This is a genomic window from Flavobacterium frigoris PS1 (assembly GCF_000252125.1).
Lineage (GTDB): Bacteria > Bacteroidota > Bacteroidia > Flavobacteriales > Flavobacteriaceae > Flavobacterium > Flavobacterium frigoris_A.
The window spans coordinates 1-23,103 of record NZ_AHKF01000023.1 but is presented as its reverse complement, the minus strand read 5'-3'; the positions used below and the strand labels follow the sequence as shown (position 1 = coordinate 23,103).

Here is a 23,103-nt window from a genome sequence, read left to right as displayed (position 1 = left end):
TTTTCATAAAAAAGCCACTAAGTACAATGCTTAGTGGCTTTTTTCGAATTAATTAACCTGTTATAATCTTATCAAGGTGTGTGTTATTGCCATCCACCACCAAGGGCTCTGTACAATTGGATTACAGCTTTATATTGTTGAAATTTATTATCTACTAAACTTAAATCAGCATTTAAAGCGGCGTCCTTAGCAGTCAATACTTCTAAATAATTTGCTAAACCATAAGTTAATAATTCGTCAGAGAACATGCTTGCTTTTGACAGTGCATCAGCCTGTTTTTCGCGAATAGAAATCTTATAGGTTTCATTGTTGTATTGCGCTAAAGCATCTGAAACCTCTTTACCTGCCGTTAGCAATGATTGCTCAAATTGCAAATAAGCTTTTTGTTGATTAGCTTGCGCTACCTCATACTTTGTTTTTACTTGTCTTTGATTGAAAATAGGTTGTGTTAAGCCTGTGATTACATTGGCGAAAAGCGAATTAGCACTAAACCATTCTTTTAAATCGATACTTTGAAGACCTCCAGTAGCGGTGATTTTTAAACTTGGATAAAAACCACTTTTTGCAACGTTAGTCATCTCAAAGTTGGTAATCAAGTTGTATTCGGCAGCAATTACGTCCGGCCTGTTTCTCAATAAATTAGCAGGTACACCTAATGTGATTGCAGGTGGTTTACTTTGAGAGTTGAAAGTAGAACGTTCAATTTTAGCTGAAGCTTCTCCTAAAAGTGCACTCATTGTGTTTTCTAAAATAAGAACGCTGTTCTTCAAGTCGGCAATAATGATCTCCGTAGCGTATTTTTGCGCTTCAGTTTGTTTTACACCAACTTCAGTTACACTACCTGATTTTTTTAATGCTAAAATAGTTTCGATACTTTTATCACGATTGATTAAGGTTTCTTCGGCTACTTTAATTTGTGCATCAACTGAAAGTAATTGGTAATAAGTGGTAGCTATATTAGCAATCAATTGCGTTTTTATCGCTTGATTTACAGCTGTTGTTTGCAGATAAGCAGCGTTAGTGGCACGTTTGTTACTTCTTATTTTTCCCCAAATATCAGCTTCCCAAGAAAGGCTTCCTGCCAATTGGTATTGGTCAACATCAAGAGTTTGCAAGAATGTACCTGATTGGCTATTTTTTGAGATGGATTGATGTGTCCAGTCAGCACCGACAGATAGGCTAGGGAAGTAGCCCGATTTTCCTTGTTTCATCGTAGCTTGTGCAGCAACAATGTTTTGCATGGCAATGCGAACATCCAAGTTGTTTTTCAATCCTTTTGAAATATATCCTTGCAAAAGTGGGTCGGTAAAAACTTTGTCCCAAGAAACATTTGCTAATGAAGTAGTGTCTGTTGACACCACTTCATTTCGGTATAGATTCTCCGTTTTTAATTCCGGACGTTCATATTCTTTTGCAACAAAACACGATTGCATTACTGTTGCAGTTACTCCTAAGAGCGCGATTCTATATATTTTATTCTTCATTTTTTTCATCTAAAAGTGAAACATCTGAATCCTGATTTGAAACAGGAAGTGGTTTTGTACTAACTCGTTCTTGTAATGTTTGGAAAACAATAAACAAAACCGGAATTACAAATACTCCTAAAAGAGTTCCTATTAACATTCCACCAATAGCTCCAGTTCCAATTGCCTTGTTTCCTACAGCTCCAGCTCCTTGAGCCAACATAAGCGGCAATAACCCGAAGATAAACGCAAATGAGGTCATCAAAATAGGACGTAAACGTGCTACGGCACCTTGAATGGCAGCTTGTGAAATACTCAATCCTTTTTTTCTTGCATCTACAGAAAACTCAACTATCAAAATGGCATTTTTGGCGAGTAAACCAATAAGCATGATCAGCGTAATTTGTAGGTAAATATTATTACTTACATTAAATATGTAAGCAAAAATGTACGCTCCTGCTAATCCAATAGGTAATGATATTAATACAGCAAATGGTAACATATAACTTTCGTATTGAGCTGCCAATAAGAAGTAAACAAAAACCAAACACAATAAGAAAATATATAGGGTTTGCCCACCTGCACTAATTTCCTCACGGGTCATTCCTGAGAATTCATAACCATAACCAACAGGTAGTTTTTGACTAGCTACTTCTTCAACGGCTTTAATAGCGTCACCAGAACTAAATCCATCATTAGGAGCTCCTGTAACTTTAACTGATGTGAACAAGTTAAAACGATCAATTGCTTGCGGACCGAATACTTTTTCTAAAGTAATATATTGAGAAATAGGAGCCATTTGCCCTTTGTCATTTCGTACTAAAACTTTGTTTAAAGATTCTGGATTCGCTCTGAATTCAGGTTCTGATTGATATACTACACGAAATTGCTTTCCAAACTTATTAAAGTTAGAAGCGTAAACACCTCCATAATAACCTTGCATAGTTCCCAAAACATCAGAAACGCTTAAGCCTGATCTTTTAATGGCCGCTACATTCAAGTCGATTCTATATTGTGGGTAATTTGGAGAGAATGAAGTAGCAGCATATTTAATTTCTGGACGGCTGTTTAAGGCTGCCAAAAAGTTATTATTAACCTCGCTTAACTCTTTAATAGTTCCTCCTTTTTGATCCTGCAATTGGAATTCAAATCCATTGGTAAAACCAAAACCAACAAGCGTAGGGCGAGCAAAATATAGAACTTTAGCATTTTTTACCGCAGCAGTTCGTTTAAACAATTCTTGCACAATCATCGATATTTCTTGATTGGCATCCTTACGTTCTGCCCAAGTTTTCAATTTTACAATTACCATTCCGTAATTACTACCTGTACCACTAATCAAACTTCGACCCGATATACGGAGTATTTCTTTTATCTCAGGAATGTCTTTAATCTTATTTTCAATTTCTAATAATACTTTTTCAGTATTTTCAAGTGATGTTCCTGGTGGAAGAGAAACATCCGAAAGTATTGCTCCAGTATCTTCTCCAGGTACAAAAGCTTTAGGGGTAATATTTAATAACAATACAAAAAGCCCTGCGAAAATAGCAATTCCTAAAAACGCTAACCATTTGCGTTTTATGAAAAACTCTACTGATCTTTTGTATTTTTTAGTAGTAGTTTCAAATCCAACATTAAATGCAGTATAAAATCGGTCTAAGAAGCCTGTTTTCTTTTCGTTCTCATGTGGTTTCAAGAAAATAGCACACAATGCGGGAGAAAGTGTAAGGGCATTAATAGCTGATAATACAATAGAAACCGCTAGGGTTAAACCAAATTGTTTGTAGAAAACTCCAGCCGAACCGCTAATGAATGAAACAGGAATAAATACAGCCGACATCACTAAAGTAATCGAAATAATGGCACTACTGATATCGCCCATGGCACTATGAGCTGCTTTTTTGGGGTCGGATTCTCCAGCTTCCATTTTAGCATGAACGGCTTCCACAACCACAATGGCATCATCGACTACAATTCCGACGGCGAGTACAAGTGCAAATAGCGTCAACAAGTTGATCGTAAAGCCAAATAAGCTTAGGAAAAAGAATGTTCCTAAAATGGCAACGGGAACTGAAATAGCTGGAATAAGTGTAGATCTCCAATCTTGTAAGAAGATGAAAACAACAATAAATACTAATATAAAGGCTTCAATTAGCGTATGAATCACTTTTGTGATTGATTCATCTAAGAAATCATTAGCATTAATTAAGGTCGTATAATGAACTCCTTTAGGGAAGCTAACTGCTGATTGATCTAAAACTTTTAAGGATCCTTCAATAACTTCTTGAGCATTAGAACCTGCCGTTTGAGCTATCGCAATAGCAACTGACTGATTACCATTAGTCAACGTATTACTGGCGTAGTTAACAGCACCTAATTCAATTCTGGCTACATCACCTAATTTAAGGATTTCACCGTTTTCTGTGGAGCGAACAATAATTTCTTCAAACTCTTTAGTGTCTTGTAGACGACCTTTGTACTTTAAATTATATTGGAAAGATTGGCCACTATTTTCACCCAATTGTCCTGGTGCAGCTTCTATATTTTGTTCTGCCAATAATGCAGAAATATCAGAAGGAACTAGGCCATATGCACCCATTACATCAGGCTTAAGCCAAATACGCATAGCGTAGTCCTTTTGACCAAAGATCACTGCTTCTCCAACACCTGCAACCCTTTTAATTTTTGGTAAAATATTGATATTGGCATAATTCTGCAGGAAAGTCATGTCATAATCAGGGTTTTCACTATACAAAGAGAAAATCAAAATATTATCACTTTGTCTTTTTGATGTTGTAACCCCTGCCTTCGTAACTTCTTGTGGTAATAAAGGTGTGGCACGTGAGACACGATTTTGCACATTTACGGCTGCTAGATCAGGATTCGTACCTAATTTAAAATAAATACTTATTGAAGCTGAACCGTCATTATTTGATGTTGAAGTCATGTAAGACATGTCTTCAACACCGTTAATTTGTTCCTCTAACGGAATAACTACGGAGTTCATTACTACTTCAGCACTTGCTCCTTGATAATTCGCGGTTACTGTTACTGTTGGTGGTGCTATTTCAGGATATTGTGAAACGGGAAGGGAAAGTAGCCCTATAACCCCTAAGATTACGATGATAATGGATATCACTGTTGACAATACTGGTCTGTCAATGAATTTTGAAAACATATTTTGTTATTTATTCAATAGTTAGTTTGTCAATTATTTTTTTGTAGACTCAATGGTCGTACTAAAATCTACTACTACAGGTTTGATAGGAGTTCCTTCAGTAACAATACCTATACCTTCAATAAGCATTTTGTCGGAAGTTGTAAGTCCACTATCAACGACAAAATAGCGACCTCCAGGTACAGGGCGAACTACAATAGGTACTGCTTTCACTTTATTATCCTTATCAACAACAAGAGCAATGCGCTTATCTTGCATTTCTAGAGTTGCATTTTGAGGAATAATAATGACATCTTGTAAAGCAGTAGGAATTTGGATTGTTCCGCTTCCACCTGAGCGTAATAGTTTATTTGGATTAGGAAAACTAGCTCTTACATTAAAGGAACCAGTTTGCATATTGGCTTGACCACTAAAAGTTTCAATCTTACCTTTTTGCTCATAAGGAATACCATTACTTAAAACTAAATTCACAGCAGGCATTTTATTAATTTTATCTTGAAATGTTTTTCCTTCTGAATTCATCATGATATCCAATTGTTGTTTTTCATTCACAGAAAAATAAGCAAAAACAGTGCTCACATCAGAAATACGAGTCAAAGGCTCTACTGTTTGACTACTGACATAACTTCCTAAGCGTAAAGGTAAACTCCCTACAATTCCGTTAACAGGGCTTTTTATAGTAGCGTAATTAATTCGAGCAACAATACTTTGGTAGCTACTTTTTACTCCAGCAAGATTAGCTTTGGCAGTTTCTAGTTGTACATCACTAATAATGTTACGTTCAACTAACGGTTTTAGTCGATTTACTTCTACTTGAGCAGCAGTTATTTTAGCTTTTGCAGCAGCAGCCTCTTGTGTAGCTGTTTGAGTTTCTAGTTTAAAAAGTATTTGTCCTTTTTTAACCTGTTGACCTTCTTGAACGTATATTTTTTCGATATAGCCATCTACTTTTGCACGAATATCAATGTCTGTGATTCCTTCTAAACTTGCAGGATATTCAGCTAAAAGGGTAGTATTTGATGTCTCAATTTGTACCACTTTGTAAGGTTGTACAGGAGGAGCTGTTTGAGTTGTTTCTTTTTTGCAGGAGAGGAAGCTTATTGATAATAATACTGCTCCTATAAAGTATTTCTTTTTCATTATTGTATTTACTAGAATTAATTAATTATTGATTGTTTTTATTTTTGATTTCTGTTTCTTGAAACTTTTGTATTGTATTTAGGAATATTTTCTCAACTTCATTAACGTGTTCTTTATACGCTTTTACGTTTTCGAGATTGCATTTCTCCTCAGGACAAGAAGCGGTATGTTCTCTATAAACAATCATTCGGTTGATAATTGCCATTTCAGAAGCAAGTAACTGCAAGTAGCTGTCCAATCTTTTACTTAAATCGGCTGCTTTAAAATATTTCTTACGATCACCACAGATTGTGAAATAGGTGATTTTTTCCATTTTTAAGAGTAAATTCAAATTGGTCGAAATTGAACTTTTACTTGCGCCCATAGTTTCAACTAATGACTCAAACGTAAGTCCTGATTTACAAGCATCAATTATTAGAACTCCTATTATTCTGGCAGCTAAAGGAGGAATGTTATAAAGTTTCTCAAAATGATCACCAAACATTTCTCTTATCTCATTTTTTTCTTTTTGAATGTCCACGGTATTAAATTTTGTGCAAATATAGTCTTGGTTCGCAAAACACCGAACCAATCGAACTTAATATTATGTTAAAATTTTTTAGAATTACTGTATTCTAATTTTATACTTAAAAAACTGCGGTTCTCGTAGAATATAGGGTTCCCAAAAACACTTTAAGTAATAAGATCTAATTTGACTATATTTGTTGACCTAAAAAGAAAGTTATAGTGAGTGAAATCAATAAACTAAAAATATTCAACGATCCCATTTATGGTTTCATAAGCATTCCGAATGCCTTAATTTACGACCTAATACAACACCCTTATTTCCAGCGTTTAAGGCGTATTTCTCAAATGGGTTTGTCTTATTTAGTGTATCCAGGTGCTAATCATACTCGTTTTCATCACGCGTTGGGCTGCATGCATTTGATGCAAAAGGCAGTTGACGTGCTTCGTTTTAAAGCAGTGTCAATAAGCAGGGAAGAAGAAAATGCCCTATATATAGCGATTTTATTGCACGATATTGGTCACGGACCATTTTCTCATGCCATGGAAAGAAGCATCGTGGAAGACGTACACCATGAAGAAATCTCTTTGTTGTTCATGCATCAATTGAATGTGGAATTTGATGGACAATTGGATTTGGCAATTCAGGTGTTTGAAGGGGATTATCATAGAAAGTTCATGTTGCAGCTTATTTCAAGCCAATTAGATATGGATCGAATGGATTATTTAAAACGGGATAGCTTTTATTCAGGTGTTGCAGAAGGGAATGTCAATTCGGAGCGATTAATCCAAATGATGAATGTGGTAGACGATGTTTTGGTAATCGAAGAAAAAGGAATTTATTCAGTAGAGAAATTCTTGATGTCTAGAAGGCTGATGTACTGGCAAGCCTATTTACATAAAACTAGTTTGGTGGCAGAGTTGATTTTGACTAGAATATTAAAACGCGCCAAAGAACTTACTTTAAAAGGAACGGTTTTACCATGTAGTGAGCCGCTCAAGTTTTTTTTACAAAACAAAATTACCTTAGATACATTCGATACAGATACGTTGGATTTGTTTTCTCAATTAGATGATTTTGATATTATAAGCGCTTTGAAATCATGGCAACGTCAGGATGATTTTATTTTATCTTCTTTAAGCAAAATGATTATTAATAGGGATTTATTGAAAATAAAATTGACTAGTGAAAAATTACCAGTGGAAGATTTGCAGCCTATGAAGGAACGTTTTGCACTGGATAATAACATAAGTATAGCAGAAACTACTTATTTTATATTTAAAGGTAAAATAAAAAACCAAGCGTATAGTAAGGAACAGGAACCGATACGAATTTTGAAAAAAGACAAGACAGTCGAGGATGTAATTGAATCTTCTGACCAGCTGAATTTAAAATCATTATCAAAATCGGTTACCAAATATTACATCTGTTTCCCAAAACAACTTGTGGAAATGAACATTTAAAATCTATTTTTTTATATTTTTGTCGGAATGAAATTTACAGCAGAACAAATAGCGGGGATTTTGGAAGGTGAGGTTGTTGGGAATCCCAATGCTGAAGTGCACGAGTTATCTAAAATTGAAGAAGGAAAAGACGGTTCACTGACTTTTTTATCGAATCCTAAATACAATAGCTTCATTTATACTACAGAAGCTAGTATTACGATTGTAAACAAAAGCTTTGTGCCAGAATCAGCACTAAAAACAACATTAATTAAAGTGGAAGATGCCTATATGGCTTTTTCAAAATTATTAGAGTTTTATGATCAGGCCAAAGGAAATAAAAGTGGAATAGAACAGCCATCTGTTATTTCGGAAAATACTAAATATGGCAAAAATTTATATTTAGGGAGTTTTAGTTATATAGGTTTAAAGGTTATTATTGGTGATAATGTCAAGATTTATCCAAATTGTTTTATTGGAGATAATGTTGTCATTGGAGATAATGTGACTATTTTTGCAGGTGCCAAAATATATTCGGAAACGGTGATTGGTAGCAATTGCGCGATACATTCCGGTGCTATTATTGGTGCAGATGGTTTTGGCTTTGCGCCAAATCCCGATGGAACATTTAAAAAAATACCCCAAATAGGGAACGTTATTATAGAGGACAATGTTGACATAGGTTCTTGTACTACGATAGATAGAGCCACAATGGGCTCTACGATTATAAGAAAAGGGGTAAAGCTTGACAATCAAATTCAGATTGCCCATAACGTTGAAATAGGAGAGAATACAGTAATTGCCGCACAAACGGGTATTGCCGGTTCTACAAAAATTGGCAAAAACGGCATGATCGGTGGACAGGTAGGAATTGCAGGTCATTTAACCATTGGAAATAATGTTAGAATTCAAGCCCAGTCGGGTGTAGGAAGGAATATTAAAGACGATGAAATCTTGCAGGGAAGTCCAACGTTTGGATACAATGATTTTAGCAAATCATATGTTTATTTCAAGAATTTACCAAAAATTGTTGCAGAATTAGAAGAATTAAAAAAACAAATAATAAACCAAAAAAACGGGAATAATGGTTAAACAGAAGACTATCAAGACAGAAATCTCGCTTACCGGAGTAGGATTACACACCGGGAAAGAGGTTCAAATGACTTTTAAGCCGGCTCCAATAAATAATGGATTCACTTTTGTCAGAGTAGATCTAGAGGGACAACCTGTTGTTGAAGCTGACGCGAATTATGTCGTAAACACACAAAGAGGAACCAATTTAGAGAAACTTGGAGTAAAAATCCAAACACCAGAACATGTTCTGGCAGCATTAGTTGGTTGCGATTTAGACAATGTGATTATTGAATTAAACGCTTCTGAACTACCTATAATGGATGGTTCGTCTAAGTATTTTGTTGAAGCGATTGAAAAAGCCGAAATTGAAGAGCAAAATGCGAAACGCAAAGTATACGTAGTAAAAGAGGTTATTTCTTTTACTGATGAAGCTTCGGGAAGTGAAATATTGATTATGCCAAGTGACCATTATTGTGTTACTGCTATGGTAGATTTTGGAACTAAGATATTAGGTACCCAAAATGCTAACATGAAAAGTATAGCTGATTTTAAAACAGAAATTTCTGAATCAAGAACGTTTAGTTTTTTACATGAATTAGAAGAACTGCTAGACAATGGTCTAATTAAGGGAGGCGACTTAAATAATGCTATTGTATATGTTGATAAGGAAATATCTGAGTCTACAATGGAGAATTTGAAAGTAGCTTTTGGCAAAGAAACTATCAATGTAAAACCGAATGGGATTTTAGATAACTTGACATTGCATTACCCTAATGAGGCTGCCAGACACAAACTTCTTGATGTGGTTGGGGATTTAGCTTTGATAGGTACTAAAATACAAGGAAAAGTTATCGCTAATAAACCAGGGCATTTTGTAAATACTCAATTCGCCAAAAAAATGGCTAAAATTATCAAAATAGAACAAAGAAATTATGTTCCAGTTTATGATTTAAATTTGGAGCCCTTGATGGATATTCATAAAATCATGGCGGTTCTACCTCACAGACCTCCATTTTTATTGATTGACAGAATTATTGAAATGTCTGAAAGTCATGTAGTGGGTATGAAAAATGTAACAATGAATGAAAATTTCTTCGTTGGGCATTTTCCAGAAGCTCCAGTTATGCCGGGTGTACTAATTGTTGAGGCCATGGCTCAAACCGGAGGAATATTAGTGTTAAGCACGGTTCCAGACCCTGAAAATTATTTAACCTATTTCATGAAAATTGATAATGTTAAATTCAAGCACAAGGTATTGCCTGGTGATACTTTAATATTTAAATGTGATTTAATTACGCCTATCAGACGTGGAATCTGTCATATGCAAGCCAACGCTTACGCAAATGGAAAACTTGTTGCAGAAGCAGAATTAATGGCTCAAATTGCCAAAAAGCAATAAATTTAAGATTAGGGTAAAAAATTCGAAATTAGATTTTCAAAATTTTTATCATGAATATAAAAAACATAAAAATAAGTAGATGAATCAACCCTTAGCATATGTTCATCCTGGCGCGAAAATAGCCAAAAATGTTGTTATTGAGCCTTTCACAACCATTCACAATAACGTAGTTATCGGTGATGGAACTTGGATAGGTTCTAATGTAACCATTATGGAAGGCGCAAGAATTGGAAAAAATTGTAATATATTTCCTGGTGCAGTAATTTCTGCTGTTCCTCAGGATTTAAAGTTTGGTGGAGAGGAATCACTGGCTATTATTGGTGATAATTGTACCATTAGAGAATGTGTCACGATCAACCGCGGTACAATAGCATCAGGTCAAACAACACTTGGAAACAATTGTTTAGTTATGGCAACCGCGCATATTGCTCATGATTGTCATATTGGTGACAATGCTATTATTGTAAACGGTGTAGCATTAGCAGGACATGTAACAGTTGGTAAATTTGCCGTTATTGGTGGTTTAGCAGCAGTACACCAGTTTATTCATATTGGGGACCATGCAATGATTTCTGGCGGTTCATTAGTTAGAAAAGATGTTCCTCCTTTTACAAAAGCTGCAAAAGAGCCTTTGTCTTATGTTGGGATTAACTCTGTAGGATTGAGAAGAAGAGGTTTTACAACTGAAAAAATCAAAGAGATTCAAGATATTTATAGAATCTTGTACCAAAAAAACTATAATACCACACAGGCAATAGGAATTATTGAAGCAGAGATGGAAGCAACTCCGGAGCGTGACGAAATTCTTGATTTTATCAGAAATTCTTCTAGGGGAGTTATGAAAGGTTACACAGGGAACTATTAGAAATTAAGTCAGTCCTTCAAAAGGATCAAGATGAGTTTATTAGTTGGATAAAAATTAAAATAATACTATAAATAATAAGTAACACACTTCCATTCTGTTTTATTACCCTTCGGGGAGAGCTTGAGTGGGGAAAAAACAAATAATATCATGGCATCTACATCAGACATCAAAAACGGATTGTGTATTAAATATAACAATGACATTTATAAAATCATTGAATTTCTTCACGTTAAACCAGGAAAAGGACCTGCATTTGTTAGAACTAAACTGAGAAGTTTAAGTAATGGAAAAGTATTGGACAATACCTTTTCAGCTGGTCATAAGATTGAAGAAGTAAGAGTTGAAAATCACAAGTTCCAGTATTTATATCCAGAAGGAGATGATTTTCATTTCATGAACACGGAGACTTTCGAACAAATCTCTTTGAATAAAAACATTTTGGATTCACCAGATTTGTTGAAAGAAGGAGAAACTGTAATGGTAAGTATCAATACAGAAACTGATTTGCCATTATCAGTAGATATGCCATCTTCAGTAATTCTTGAAGTTACTTACGCAGAACCGGGAATAAAAGGAAATACAGCTACTAATGCAACAAAATCAGCAACTGTTGAAACTGGAGCTAGCGTAAATGTACCTTTGTTTATCAATGAAGGAGATAAGATTAAAATAGACACCACAACAGGTTCTTACATGGAGCGTGTTAAAGAATAGTTTGAAGTAGGTGGTATTCAGTTTATATGCAAACTGAATACCGGCTATTGATCATTGAATACTAAATTTATGAAATTTAATAAAGTACATTCTTTACAAGAAATTGCAAATTTACTTAAGTGTGAATCTGTAGGTGATAAAAATTTTGAAATTTTAGGCATGAACGAAATTCATGTCGTGGAAGAAGGCGATATCGTTTTTGTGGATCATCCCAAATATTATGATAAAGCTTTAAAATCAGCGGCAACGATTATTCTTATTAATAAAAAAGTCGATTGTCCTGAAGGAAAAGCACTTTTAATTTCTGACGATCCATTCAGGGACTTCAATAAATTAACGACTCATTTTAAACCTTTTCAGTCTTCTAATGCTTCAATTTCTGCTTCAGCAAATATTGGTCAAGGTACGGTGATACAGCCAAATGCTTTCGTGGGAAACCACGTTGTAATTGGCAGAAACTGTGTAATACATTCAAACGTTTCCATTTATGATCACACGGTAATTGGAGACAATGTAATCATTCATGCTGGCTCTGTTTTAGGAGCTGATGCTTTTTATTATAAAAAACGTGAGGATGGATTTGATCAACTACTTTCGGGTGGTCGAGTGGTTATAAAAGACAATGTTGGCATTGGTGCACTTTGTACTATTGATAAAGGTGTTAGCGGTGACACGATCATAGGAGAAGGAACAAAACTCGACAATCAGGTGCATGTAGGACATGACACAGTGATTGGAAAAAAATGTCTGATAGCTTCGCAAACAGGTATTGCAGGTTGTGTAATTATAGAAGATGAAGTTACAATCTGGGGACAAGTGGGTACCACAAGCGGAATAACAATTGGAAAAAAAGCAATCATTCTTGGTCAAACGGGAGTGACGAAATCAGTAGAAGGAGGGAAATCCTATTTTGGAACCCCAATCGAAGAGTCCAGAGAAAAGTTAAAGCAACTGGCCAATATTAAAAAAATCCCCGAGATTTTAAACAAATTAAAATAATATGACAGCAAAAGAAATCGTTCAAAAATTCTACAAATCAGATGCCCTTTTAGACAGTAGCGTCATGAAGGAATATTTGCACCCTGATGTTATTGTAGATTGGAATAGCAGTAAAGGATTCGTACAGTTGGATTTTGATTCTTTGGTAGAATTATCTGACGAATTAGCAAAGGCTTATGTTCGTTCAAAAATAAGAATAAGCCACGTTATCGCAGAAAATGATATGATCACGGTTCGTTATTCACATTTTGTAAAGACAATAGAGAATCCAAGAGAAGAGATGCTGTTGGCACATTTTATATCAATTTGGCAAATAAAAGACAATAAATTACATAGAGGTTATCAAATGAGTCAAATATCGTAATTTATTTTGTCAGGAAAGGTCTCAAATAATTTTCAAAACCTTACTTTTGCATGACAATTTTTAAAAATCACATAAAATATATATCATGAGTGTTTTAGTTAATAAAGATTCCAAAATTATTGTTCAAGGATTTACAGGAAGCGAAGGAACTTTCCATGCTTCTCAAATGATTGAGTACGGAACTAACGTTGTTGGTGGTGTTACTCCAGGAAAAGGGGGAACTAGTCACCTAGATCGTCCAGTTTTCAACACTGTAAAAGATGCCGTTGAACGAGCGGGTGCTGACACAACTATTATTTTTGTACCACCTGCTTTTGCTGCTGATGCAATAATGGAAGCTGCTGATGCTGGAATAAAAGTGATTATCGCAATTACGGAAGGAATTCCTGTTGCAGATATGATTAAAGCAAATGCTTACGTTAAAGAAAGAAATGCAAGACTAATTGGTCCAAACTGTCCGGGAGTTATTACTCCAGGTGAAGCTAAAGTTGGTATCATGCCAGGTTTCGTTTTCAAAAAAGGAACTGTAGGGATTGTATCTAAATCAGGAACTTTAACTTATGAAGCGGCTGACCAAGTAGTAAAACAAGGATTAGGAATCACTACTGCTATTGGTATTGGTGGAGACCCAATTATTGGTACTACTACAAAAGAAGCAGTTGAATTGTTGATGAATGACCCTGAAACTGAATGTATCGTAATGATAGGTGAAATTGGTGGTCAATTAGAAGCTGATGCTGCACATTGGATTAAAGCTGATGGTAACCGTAAACCAGTTGTAGGTTTCATCGCAGGAGTTACCGCTCCAGCCGGAAGAACAATGGGTCATGCAGGTGCTATTGTAGGTGGATCTGACGATACAGCTGAAGCTAAAAAACAAATTATGAGAGAATGTGGAATACACGTTGTGGATTCTCCAGCTGAGATTGGTAAAAAAGTAAAAGAAGTTATTGGATAATTGAAAAATTATTAATGATTTCAAGTCATTATAAAAATGCCTCACTGTTTCTGTGAGGCATTTTATTTAATATTAACAGAAAAGAAAGATGTATAAAGAATTGAAAAATTTTAAAGTAAGCGATAGCTTTACTTTTACAGCAGATGATAACTTAGAGCAGGTATGCAACGCTTCTGAAGGAAGTGGTGTGTTTTTGGTTTATGCAGTTGGAGATGAAAAAGAGTTAATCATGGTTGGTTCTACTGGAACTGTGCAAAATGACGGGTCTTTGAAAATCAAAAATGGTGGTTTGAAAGAAAAGATCGTTGAAGGGCACCAGTTTGCGAAAACGGGAAGAAAATATTCTTGGCCAGCACAAATGGCTAAAGAGGATATCAGGACTTTAGAAGTAGTGTGGTACGAAACATTCAATGATACATCTAAAGGAATTCCAACGGCTGTAGAAGGACAAGTTTTACAAAACTTCATGGACGAAAATGGAAGATTACCAAAATGGAATGTGGCTTTCTAGTCAATTTCAAAAATCATATATTTTATAAAAAAAGCTTTACTTCGGTAAGGCTTTTTTTGTAGGAAAATAATTTATTACTAATTGATTTCTATATATTTGATTACTTTAATTTATGAAATGAAAAAACTTTACTTTTTACTTATTGGATTTTGTTTATTTGGAAGTCTTAACGCTCAGCTTATTGATATACCAGATGCCAATTTTAAGAAAAAATTACTAGAAGCAAGTGCAGACAGTTATATTGCGACCAATGGTGATGGTAAAGGAATTAAAATTGATAGCAATAATGATAATGAAATTCAAAGAGACGAAGCATTAGCAGTGCAAGGACTAAGACTCGATGGTGCTGGTATTTCTAATTTTGATGGTTTAGAATATTTTACTAATATTAGAATATTAGAATTTAGTTGGAATAAAGTAACAAGCTTTGATGCCAGTAAATTTACTTTTCTAAAAGAGCTCAATTGTTTTGGAAACGAATTAAATAATTTGAATTTGAACAGTTTACAAAATCTTGAAACTTTGAATTGCTATGCAAATAAATTAGAAACATTAGACCTATCTGGATTAAGTACTTTAAAGTTTTTAGATTGTAATAATAATAGTATTACTCAGTTAGTATTTGTAGATAATCCTAATATTGGATATATAAATTGTAGTGTAAATCCAATTAAGTCTTTAGATGTATCAGGACATACCAAATTAGTATCTTTGTTGTGTACTATGAATGATCTAAGTGCAATTGACGTCTCAAACTGTACTAAATTGTCCGAATTAGACTGTTCTTCAAATAAAATAACAACCTTAGATCTTTCAAGTTGTCATAATTTATTTCAATTTAACTGTAATTTTAATCTCCTTGAATCCCTATTTATTAAAAATAATTTCACAACAAACTATAATTATTATATTAGTTTCAATCCAACATTAAAATATATTTGTGTAGATGAAGATGAATTATTAGACATACAATCTAAAGTTAATAATTTGCTGTATACGAATTGCGTTGTTAATTCCTACTGTTCTTTTACACCTGGCGGAATTTTTTATACGATAAAAGGAAAATCTAAATTAGATATCGATAATAATGGTTGTACTGTAAATGATGCTGTTTATAAAAGTTTGAAGTTTAAAATAACTATCGGGACCAATACAGGGAATTTTATTTCAGATACATCTGGAAATTATTCGATGCCTGTTCAAGGTGGAACACATACTATAACTCCAATTATTGAAAACCCAAATTATTTTAACATTTCTCCAACTTCTCTAAATGTTGCTTTTCCAGCACAAACTAGTCCTTATAGTCAAGATTTTTGTGTCACTCCAAACGGTATTCATAATGATCTGGAAGTGGTGATTTTACCGTTAATTCCAGCTAGACCAGGATTTGATACAACTTATAAAATTATTTATAAGAACAAGGGAAATACAAGTCAATCAGGTTCGGTTTCTTTGACGTTTAACGATGCCGTTTTAGATTACGTTTCTGCGACACCAGTCTTTGATAATCAAATTACAAACAAACTCAGTTGGGATTATATGAATTTGCAACCTTTTGAAACACGTGAAATAACTGTAACTCTAAATGTAAATTCACCAATGCAAACCCCTGCAGTGAATAATGGAGATCGTTTGAGTTTTAATGCCTTAATAACACCTGTAACTGGGGATGAAAAACCAGTAGATAATTCATTTGCTTTGCGCCAAATTGTGGTGGGGTCTTTTGATCCAAATGATAAAACTTGTTTAGAAGGAGATGTTATTACTCCAGAATTGATAGGGGAGTATGTACATTATTTAATCCGATTTGAAAACACAGGAAGCTATGCTGCCGAAAATATTGTAGTGAAAGATCTCATCGATTTATCTAAATTTGATATTTCAACCTTGGTTCCAACAAAAGCCAGTCATGAGTTTGTGACTAAAATATCTGATGGGAATAAAGTAGAATTCATTTTCGAAAACATCAACTTACCTTTTGACGATGCTACAAATGATGGTTATATTACTTTCAAGATTAAAACTTTGCCAACACTGGCAACTGGGGATTCTTTTGCTAACGAAGCCAATATTTATTTTGATTATAATTTCCCGATTATTACAAATAAAGCCACTTCTACTTTTAAAACATTAGCAATTGCAGACTTTGAGTTTTTAGATTATTTTAGTGTATATCCAAATCCAGTAACTGACATTTTAAATATTGAAACTAGAAAGACCATTGAATTAAAATCAATTTCAATTTATGATATGTTAGGACAAATAGTTATTGGGGTTCCAAATGCTCAGAATATTTCAAAAGTGGGTGTTTCAAAATTGTCAACTGGCAATTATTTCTTAAAAATAAACACTGATAAAGGGAGTTCAAGTTTTAAATTTATCAAACACTAAAAATACTATTTATGAAGATAGTCTACTTTTTACTTGTTACAATTTGTTTTTACAGTAGTGTTAATGCTCAGGTTATAAATATTCCAGATGCAAAATTTAAAGCCAAATTACTGGCCGCAAATGAAACTAATACCATTGCTAAAGATGTAGGAGGCTCTTTTTTTAAAATAGATGTAAATAATAATGGCGAGATTGAAGTTTCTGAAGCTTTACAAGTAAGTCAGTTAAATGTTACTAATGCCTCCATTACTTCATTAGTAGGGATTACTAATTTCATCAATCTTAATATATTCTACTGCTCTGAAAATTCACTATCATCAATTAATTTAAGTGGATTAGTAAATTTATATTTTTTGGATTGTTCAAATAATACGATTTCAACACTAGATGTCAGTAGTTTAAGAAGTTTTCAATCATTAATTTGTAGTAATAATAATCTCTCAGGATTAGATTTAAGAGGGTTAGCTAATTTTCAGGAATTAGACTGTAAATATAATGTTCTGAGCTCGTTGAATGTAAGTGGATTAACAAAATTAAAATATATAGATTGCAGTAGTAATCAGCTAACATCATTAAATGTGACTGGTTTAACAAATCTAATAAGTTTGCATTTTAACTTTAATCAAGTTACGACATTTGACTGTAGTACGCTTATAAACCTTCAAAGTTTAGGTTGTAATAACAATAAAATTGCTTCCTTAAATGTAATTGATTTAGTAAAACTAAGCTCTTTATTTTGTGAATATAATCAGATTTCATTAGTAGATGTTGGTAATTTAATTAATCTTGAATGGTTAGCTTGTTCTTCGAATAATATTTCAACATTGGATGTGAGTAATTTAAAAAAACTCACGAATTTATATTGTAATGCAAATCCTAATTTAACGACATTGTTTTTAAAGAATGGTACTAAAGAAAATATTTTAAGTTTTGCTAATAATACAGCTTTAAAATATATTTGTGCTGATGATAATCAATTAGATGAAATACAAAATCAAATTTCCAATTCTAGCAATCCGAATTGCGTTGTAAGTTCCTATTGTTCTTTTATTCCAGGCGGTACTTTTTATGACATTCATGGAAGCTTACGTTTTGATAGTGATAAAAATGGTTGTGACCCTTTGGATTTATCTCTATCTAACATTAAATTTTTAATTACAAATGGAACGACAACAGGTAATTTAATTTCTGATGGGACGGGAAATTACTCAATTCCTGTTGAGGAAGGAACTTATGAAATAACTCCAATAGTTGAGGATTCTAACTATATGACTATTTCTCCTGCAAAACTAACCGTTACTTTCCCAACGCAATCAAGTCCTTTTAATCAAGATTTTTGTATCACAGCCAATGGTGTACATAATGATTTAGAAATTACAATTTTACCACTAATTCCAGCAAGACCAGGATTTGATGCGGTATATAAATTAATTTATAAAAATAATGGTAATTCAGTACTGTCAGGAACAGTTTCCTTACTTTTTAATGATGCCGTTTTGGATTTTGTTTCTGCTATGCCCAATGTGGATAGTCAAGCTATAAATAATTTAATTTGGAATTATTCTACTTTGAAACCATTTGAAAGACGGGAGATAGAGATAACTCTAAACGTAAATTCTCCTATGGAAACTCCTGCTGTAAATATTGGAGATCGTTTGAGTTTTAATGCTATTATTAATCCTGTCACAGGAGACGAAAAACCGGTAGATAATTCATTTGCTTTGCGCCAAAGTGTGGTAGGTTCATTCGATCCTAATGATAAAACCTGTTTAGAAGGCGATGTTCTTACTCCAGAATTGATAGGGGAGTACGTTCATTATTTAATCCGTTTTGAAAATACAGGAACCTATCCTGCTCAAAATATTGTGGTAAAAGACCTCATCGATTTATCCAAATTTGATATTTCGACATTAGTTCCAACAAAAGCCAGCCACGAATTTGTAACCAATATTTCGAATGGAAATAAAGTCGAATTCATATTTGAAAACATTAATTTACCTTTTGACGATGCTACAAATGATGGTTATATTGCTTTCAAAATCAAAACTTTGCCAACACTGGCAACTGGGGATTCTTTTACTAATGAAGCCAATATTTATTTTGATTATAATTTCCCCATTCTCACTAATAAAGCGACTTCTACTTTCAAAACATTAGGAACTCCAGATTTTGCGTTTGCGGATTATTTTAATGTATATCCAAATCCAGTTCATGATATTTTGAATATTGGAATTAAAAATACTATTCCTCTAAAGACGATGGCGATTTATGATATGTTGGGACAAATAATTATTGCTGTTCCAAATGCTCAGAATATTTCAAAAGTGGATGTTTCAAAATTAACCATTGGAAATTATTTCTTAAAAATGAACACAGATAAGGGAAGTTCAAGCTTTAAATTTATTAAACAGTAAAAATTATTTTGATGAAAAAACTATACTTTCTACTATTGTGTTTGTTATTTTTCACTACTGCAAAAGCACAAATTGTTGCTATTCCTGACGCTACTTTTAAAGAGAAATTAGTGTTATCTGGAAAAGGTCAATATTTATATGTTGCTAAAAATCTAAGTGGTGTTTATTTTGAAGTTGATGCAAATAAAGATGGCGAAATCCAAACTACTGAAGCTTTACAAGTCAGTTATTTGAATGTAATTGGTTCGACAATAATTGATTTAACAGGTATTTTGAGTTTTAAAAATCTTGAAACTTTGTATTGTAATAATAATAAAATAACAGCATTAGACGTCAGAGGTTTAATAGGTCTGAAAGATATAATTTGCAGTAATAATCAGCTAAAATCATTAAATATTAATGGATTGATTAATCTAACACATATTGATTGTTCTTATAATCAAATTGTCTCCTTGAATTTAGATAATTTACCAAGTATGTATGAGTTAAATTGTGGTAAAAACAACATTACTACACTAAACACAAGTGATTTAGTAAATCTATGGGGATTAAATTGTTGGGGAAATCAACTAGAGTCTTTGTTTCTGAAAAATGGGAAAGAACAAGGAAGTGTGCAATTTAATGAAAACCCAAATCTTAAATTCGTTTGTGCAGATGAATCCGAGTTAGGTTGGTTACAAAACAATGTAGTTTCCTTAGGATATAACAATTGTGTGGTAAATTCGTATTGCTCATTTAATCCAGGTGGTACTTTTTATACGATTCAAGGAAATCAAAAAATAGATTTAAATAATAATGGATGTGAGGAATCGGATTCGTCTTTAGCTAACCAAAGGTTTAATATTTTTGACGGTTTAAATTCAAAAGAAATAATTTCTAATAGTTCAGGGAGTTTCAGAATTGCTGTTAAGCAAGGGAATTATACAATTACACCAATTTTAGAAAATCTATCTTATTTCAATATTTCACCTTCTTCAATAAATGTAAATTTTCCAACACAAACGAGCCCTTATAATCAAGATTTTTGTATATCACCTAAAGGATTACATAACGATCTTGAAATAACCATTTTACCAACAGTTCCTGCAAGACCAGGTTTTGATGCTACATATAAAATCATTTATAAAAACAAGGGAAATAGTACCTTGTCAGGCTTGGTTACTTTAACGTTTAATGATGCGGTTTTAGATTATGTATCTTCAGTTCCAGTAGTTAATAATCAAGTTGTGGATAAACTCAGCTGGAATTATACTAATCTGCAACCATTCGAAAAACGTGAAATCACAGTAACTCTAAATGTCAATTCTCCAATGGAAACTCCCGCAGTGAATCTTGGAGACCGTTTGAGTTTTAATGCCTTAATAACTCCTGTAACTGGAGATGAGAAACCGGTAGACAATTCATTTGCTTTCCGCCAGATTGTGGTGGGGTCTTTTGATCCTAACGATAAGACCTGTTTAGAAGGAGATGCAATCACTCCAGAATTGATTGGCGAATATGTGCATTATTTGATTCGGTTTGAAAATACGGGAACTTATCCTGCTCAAAACATTGTTGTAAAGGATCTAATTGATTTATCCAAATTTGATATTTCAACCTTGGTTCCGACAAAAGGGAGTCATGAGTTTATAACCAATATTTCGAATGGAAATAAAGTCGAATTTATATTCGAAAGTATTAACCTGCCTTTTGACGACGCTACAAACGATGGTTATATTGCTTTTAAAATTAAAACCTTGCCAACACTTGTAACGGGTGATTCTTTTACCAATGAAGCCAGTATTTATTTTGATTATAATTTTCCAATTCTAACCAATAAAGCGACTTCAACATTTAAAACTTTAGGGATTACGGATTTTGCGTTTTCGGATTACTTTAGTGTGTATCCGAATCCTGTAAATGATATACTGAATATTAACGTTAAAACCGCTATTGAATTACAATCAATTGCGGTTCTGGATGTTTTAGGACAATTAGTTATTGCAGTTCCTAATGCTCAAAGTATTTCTAAAGTGGATGTTTCTAAATTAGCGACTGGAAAGTATTTCTTGAAAATGAATACTGATAAAGGAACATCAAATATGAAGTTTATAAAAAACTAAAAAAGAAATAATTTTCAAATAGCTAAACTGCTTGGTCAATTCGAGCAGTTTTTTTTTGTTTTGAAATCAAAATATCCTCTTTAGCCCTGATTGAGGCAAGTATCCTTTTGTGACGCTTTTCGACACAAAAGATACTGTGGAAAGCAGGAGGGAAGTGGAATTAAAATAAAATGTTGTGCTCCTAAAAAAACAGATACTATCTTTTTAATGAAAAATGAGATTTGAATTCTTTATTGATTCCGTCCTCGAGATAGATTACTCTAAACCAATAATCAGTGGCAGGCATTGCTTGTCCATTAAAGGTGCCGTCCCAACCGAAATCACTCGAGTTTATTTGTTTTAATAATTTCCCGTAGCGGTCAAAAATAGTGATGGAAGGACTGTATTGACTGTTGAAGCCAATGATTTTCCAAGTGTCGTTATGGCCATCTCCGTTTGGTGTAAAGAATTTTGGATAGCCTATTACGATGACTTGGTAGCTTAAATCAGTACAAGCTTCAGTATCTACAACTCGTAACATATGTGTGCCTGGAGAAACTTCTGAAAAAACATTTGACAATTGAAAAGGACTTTGGTCCAGCTGATATTCGTAGTTTGCAGTTCCTTCAACAACTGAAATAGTTAGAGTAGCATCATCGCTAAAGGCATTCGTTTGTGTTATTTTAAATATTGTGCTGTTAGACAAAGTTTCAGTAACTATTGCTTCAACAAGTGTTGCACTACAATTAGTAGACTTATTTGTAGCCTTAACAGAGTAGGTTCCTTTTTGAGTAGCTTCAAAAGTACTTTGCGAGGCATTGTAGATAGTAATCCCATCTAAAAACCATTCAAAATTATGAGTTGCGTTATTTAGTTTGCTGTCCAAAAGATAAGACTGGATTACTTTATTTGAATTCTTATCGACACATATTTTACCATCTGTCAAAAGCGGAATTGGTTTTGGTTTTACTGAGATCGTCAATTTAGTTTGATTAGCGCATTGTCCCGTATTTGGTGTAAATGTATATTCAGTAGTTGCAGTATTGTTTAAAGCAGGCGACCAGGTTCCATTGATGCTGTTGTTTGATTGTAGTGGAAGTGCGGCAAGTGTTTCGCCTTCACAAATAGCAGCAACGGCTGTAAATGTAGGAGTTGTTTTTTGATTTACAGTTATCGTTAGTTTGGCTGAGTTTGCACATTCTCCTGCATTTGGAGAAAATGTATAGTCAGTAGTTGTAGTATTGTTTAGAGCAGGCGACCAGGTTCCATTGATATTGTTGTTTGATTGTAGTGCAAGTGGGGCAAGTGTTTCTCCTTCGCAAATAGGAGCAACTGCTGTAAATGTTGGAGTTGTTTTTTGATTTACAACAATCGTTAATTTGGCCGTATTAGCACATTGTCCCGCATTTGGAGTAAATGTATATTCTGTTGTTGTAGTATCGTTTAAAGAAGGTGACCAAGTTCCAATGATGTTGTTGATTGATTGTAATGGAAGAGAAGCAAGTGTTTCTCCTTCACAAATAGGAGCAACAGCTGTAAATATTGGAGTTGTTTTTTGGTTTACAACAATCGTTAATTTGGTTGGATTCGCACATTGTCCCG

The 23,103-nt window shown here is 33.7% G+C and carries 17 protein-coding genes; 12 read left to right on the top strand and 5 right to left on the bottom strand.

The features are described from left to right. Window positions 1-83: 83 nt before the first annotated feature. Genes HJ01_RS14820 through HJ01_RS14805 form a run of 4 tightly spaced genes read right to left on the bottom strand, consistent with a single transcriptional unit; the run spans window position 84 to window position 6,301 of the window. On the bottom strand, window positions 84-1,484 hold the full coding sequence (locus HJ01_RS14820) for an efflux transporter outer membrane subunit (RefSeq protein WP_007139294.1): 1,401 nt from the start codon (window positions 1,482-1,484) through the stop codon (window positions 84-86). After that, window positions 1,474-4,641 (bottom strand): efflux RND transporter permease subunit, encoded by a 3,168-nt coding sequence (locus tag HJ01_RS14815; protein WP_007139293.1) that lies wholly within the window; start codon window positions 4,639-4,641, stop codon window positions 1,474-1,476. The genes HJ01_RS14820 and HJ01_RS14815 overlap by 11 nt, the downstream gene beginning before the upstream one ends. 33 nt (window positions 4,642-4,674) lie before the next feature. Beyond that, on the bottom strand, window positions 4,675-5,781 hold the full coding sequence (locus tag HJ01_RS14810; RefSeq protein WP_007139292.1) for an efflux RND transporter periplasmic adaptor subunit: 1,107 nt from the start codon (window positions 5,779-5,781) through the stop codon (window positions 4,675-4,677). Between the two features lie 25 nt (window positions 5,782-5,806). Beyond that, on the bottom strand, window positions 5,807-6,301 hold the full coding sequence (locus tag HJ01_RS14805; protein WP_007139291.1) for a GbsR/MarR family transcriptional regulator: 495 nt from the start codon (window positions 6,299-6,301) through the stop codon (window positions 5,807-5,809). Window positions 6,302-6,507: 206 nt separating this feature from the next. Here HJ01_RS14805 and HJ01_RS14800 point away from each other — a divergent pair, with 206 nt between their 5' ends. The 12 genes from HJ01_RS14800 (at window position 6,508) to HJ01_RS14745 (ending at window position 21,522) form a co-directional block, all read left to right on the top strand. Further along, on the top strand, window positions 6,508-7,749 hold the full coding sequence (locus HJ01_RS14800; RefSeq protein WP_040474023.1) for an HD domain-containing protein: 1,242 nt from the start codon (window positions 6,508-6,510) through the stop codon (window positions 7,747-7,749). A 27-nt stretch (window positions 7,750-7,776) separates the two neighbouring features. Then, the gene (lpxD, locus tag HJ01_RS14795; RefSeq protein WP_007139289.1) at window positions 7,777-8,820 is read left to right on the top strand and encodes a UDP-3-O-(3-hydroxymyristoyl)glucosamine N-acyltransferase; all 1,044 of its coding nucleotides are present in this window, start codon (window positions 7,777-7,779) and stop codon (window positions 8,818-8,820) included. Then, window positions 8,813-10,201: a bifunctional UDP-3-O-[3-hydroxymyristoyl] N-acetylglucosamine deacetylase/3-hydroxyacyl-ACP dehydratase gene (locus tag HJ01_RS14790; protein ID WP_007139288.1), complete on the top strand. Its 1,389-nt coding sequence runs from the start codon at window positions 8,813-8,815 to the stop codon at window positions 10,199-10,201. The genes lpxD and HJ01_RS14790 overlap by 8 nt, the downstream gene beginning before the upstream one ends. Window positions 10,202-10,280: 79 nt before the next feature. Beyond that, window positions 10,281-11,066 (top strand): acyl-ACP--UDP-N-acetylglucosamine O-acyltransferase, encoded by a 786-nt coding sequence (lpxA, locus tag HJ01_RS14785; RefSeq protein ID WP_007139287.1) that lies wholly within the window; start codon window positions 10,281-10,283, stop codon window positions 11,064-11,066. Window positions 11,067-11,213: 147 nt separating this feature from the next. Beyond that, window positions 11,214-11,780: an elongation factor P gene (gene efp / locus HJ01_RS14780; protein WP_007139286.1), complete on the top strand. Its 567-nt coding sequence runs from the start codon at window positions 11,214-11,216 to the stop codon at window positions 11,778-11,780. Between the two features lie 69 nt (window positions 11,781-11,849). Then, complete coding sequence (locus HJ01_RS14775) at window positions 11,850-12,779, top strand: UDP-3-O-(3-hydroxymyristoyl)glucosamine N-acyltransferase (RefSeq protein WP_007139285.1); 930 nt, start codon at window positions 11,850-11,852, stop codon at window positions 12,777-12,779. A 1-nt stretch (window position 12,780) separates the two neighbouring features. Beyond that, window positions 12,781-13,143 carry a nuclear transport factor 2 family protein gene (locus HJ01_RS14770; RefSeq protein ID WP_007139284.1) on the top strand — a complete coding sequence of 121 codons (363 nt, stop codon included), beginning with the start codon at window positions 12,781-12,783 and terminating at the stop codon, window positions 13,141-13,143. Between the two features lie 85 nt (window positions 13,144-13,228). Beyond that, window positions 13,229-14,101: a succinate--CoA ligase subunit alpha gene (gene sucD / locus HJ01_RS14765; protein ID WP_007139283.1), complete on the top strand. Its 873-nt coding sequence runs from the start codon at window positions 13,229-13,231 to the stop codon at window positions 14,099-14,101. Between the two features lie 88 nt (window positions 14,102-14,189). After that, on the top strand, window positions 14,190-14,612 hold the full coding sequence (locus HJ01_RS14760; RefSeq protein WP_007139282.1) for a hypothetical protein: 423 nt from the start codon (window positions 14,190-14,192) through the stop codon (window positions 14,610-14,612). Between the two features lie 117 nt (window positions 14,613-14,729). Then, window positions 14,730-17,006 (top strand): T9SS type A sorting domain-containing protein, encoded by a 2,277-nt coding sequence (locus HJ01_RS14755; protein ID WP_040474022.1) that lies wholly within the window; start codon window positions 14,730-14,732, stop codon window positions 17,004-17,006. 11 nt (window positions 17,007-17,017) lie between these two features. Beyond that, window positions 17,018-19,420, top strand: coding sequence for a T9SS type A sorting domain-containing protein (locus tag HJ01_RS14750; protein ID WP_007139280.1), 2,403 nt, complete (start codon window positions 17,018-17,020; stop codon window positions 19,418-19,420). An 11-nt stretch (window positions 19,421-19,431) separates the two neighbouring features. Next, the gene (locus HJ01_RS14745) at window positions 19,432-21,522 is read left to right on the top strand and encodes a T9SS type A sorting domain-containing protein (RefSeq protein WP_007139279.1); all 2,091 of its coding nucleotides are present in this window, start codon (window positions 19,432-19,434) and stop codon (window positions 21,520-21,522) included. A 196-nt stretch (window positions 21,523-21,718) separates the two neighbouring features. Here the strand turns inward: HJ01_RS14745 and HJ01_RS17680 are convergent. Beyond that, window positions 21,719-23,103 (bottom strand): T9SS type B sorting domain-containing protein (locus HJ01_RS17680; RefSeq protein WP_157999925.1); only part of this gene is annotated, 1,385 nt, incomplete at its 5' end.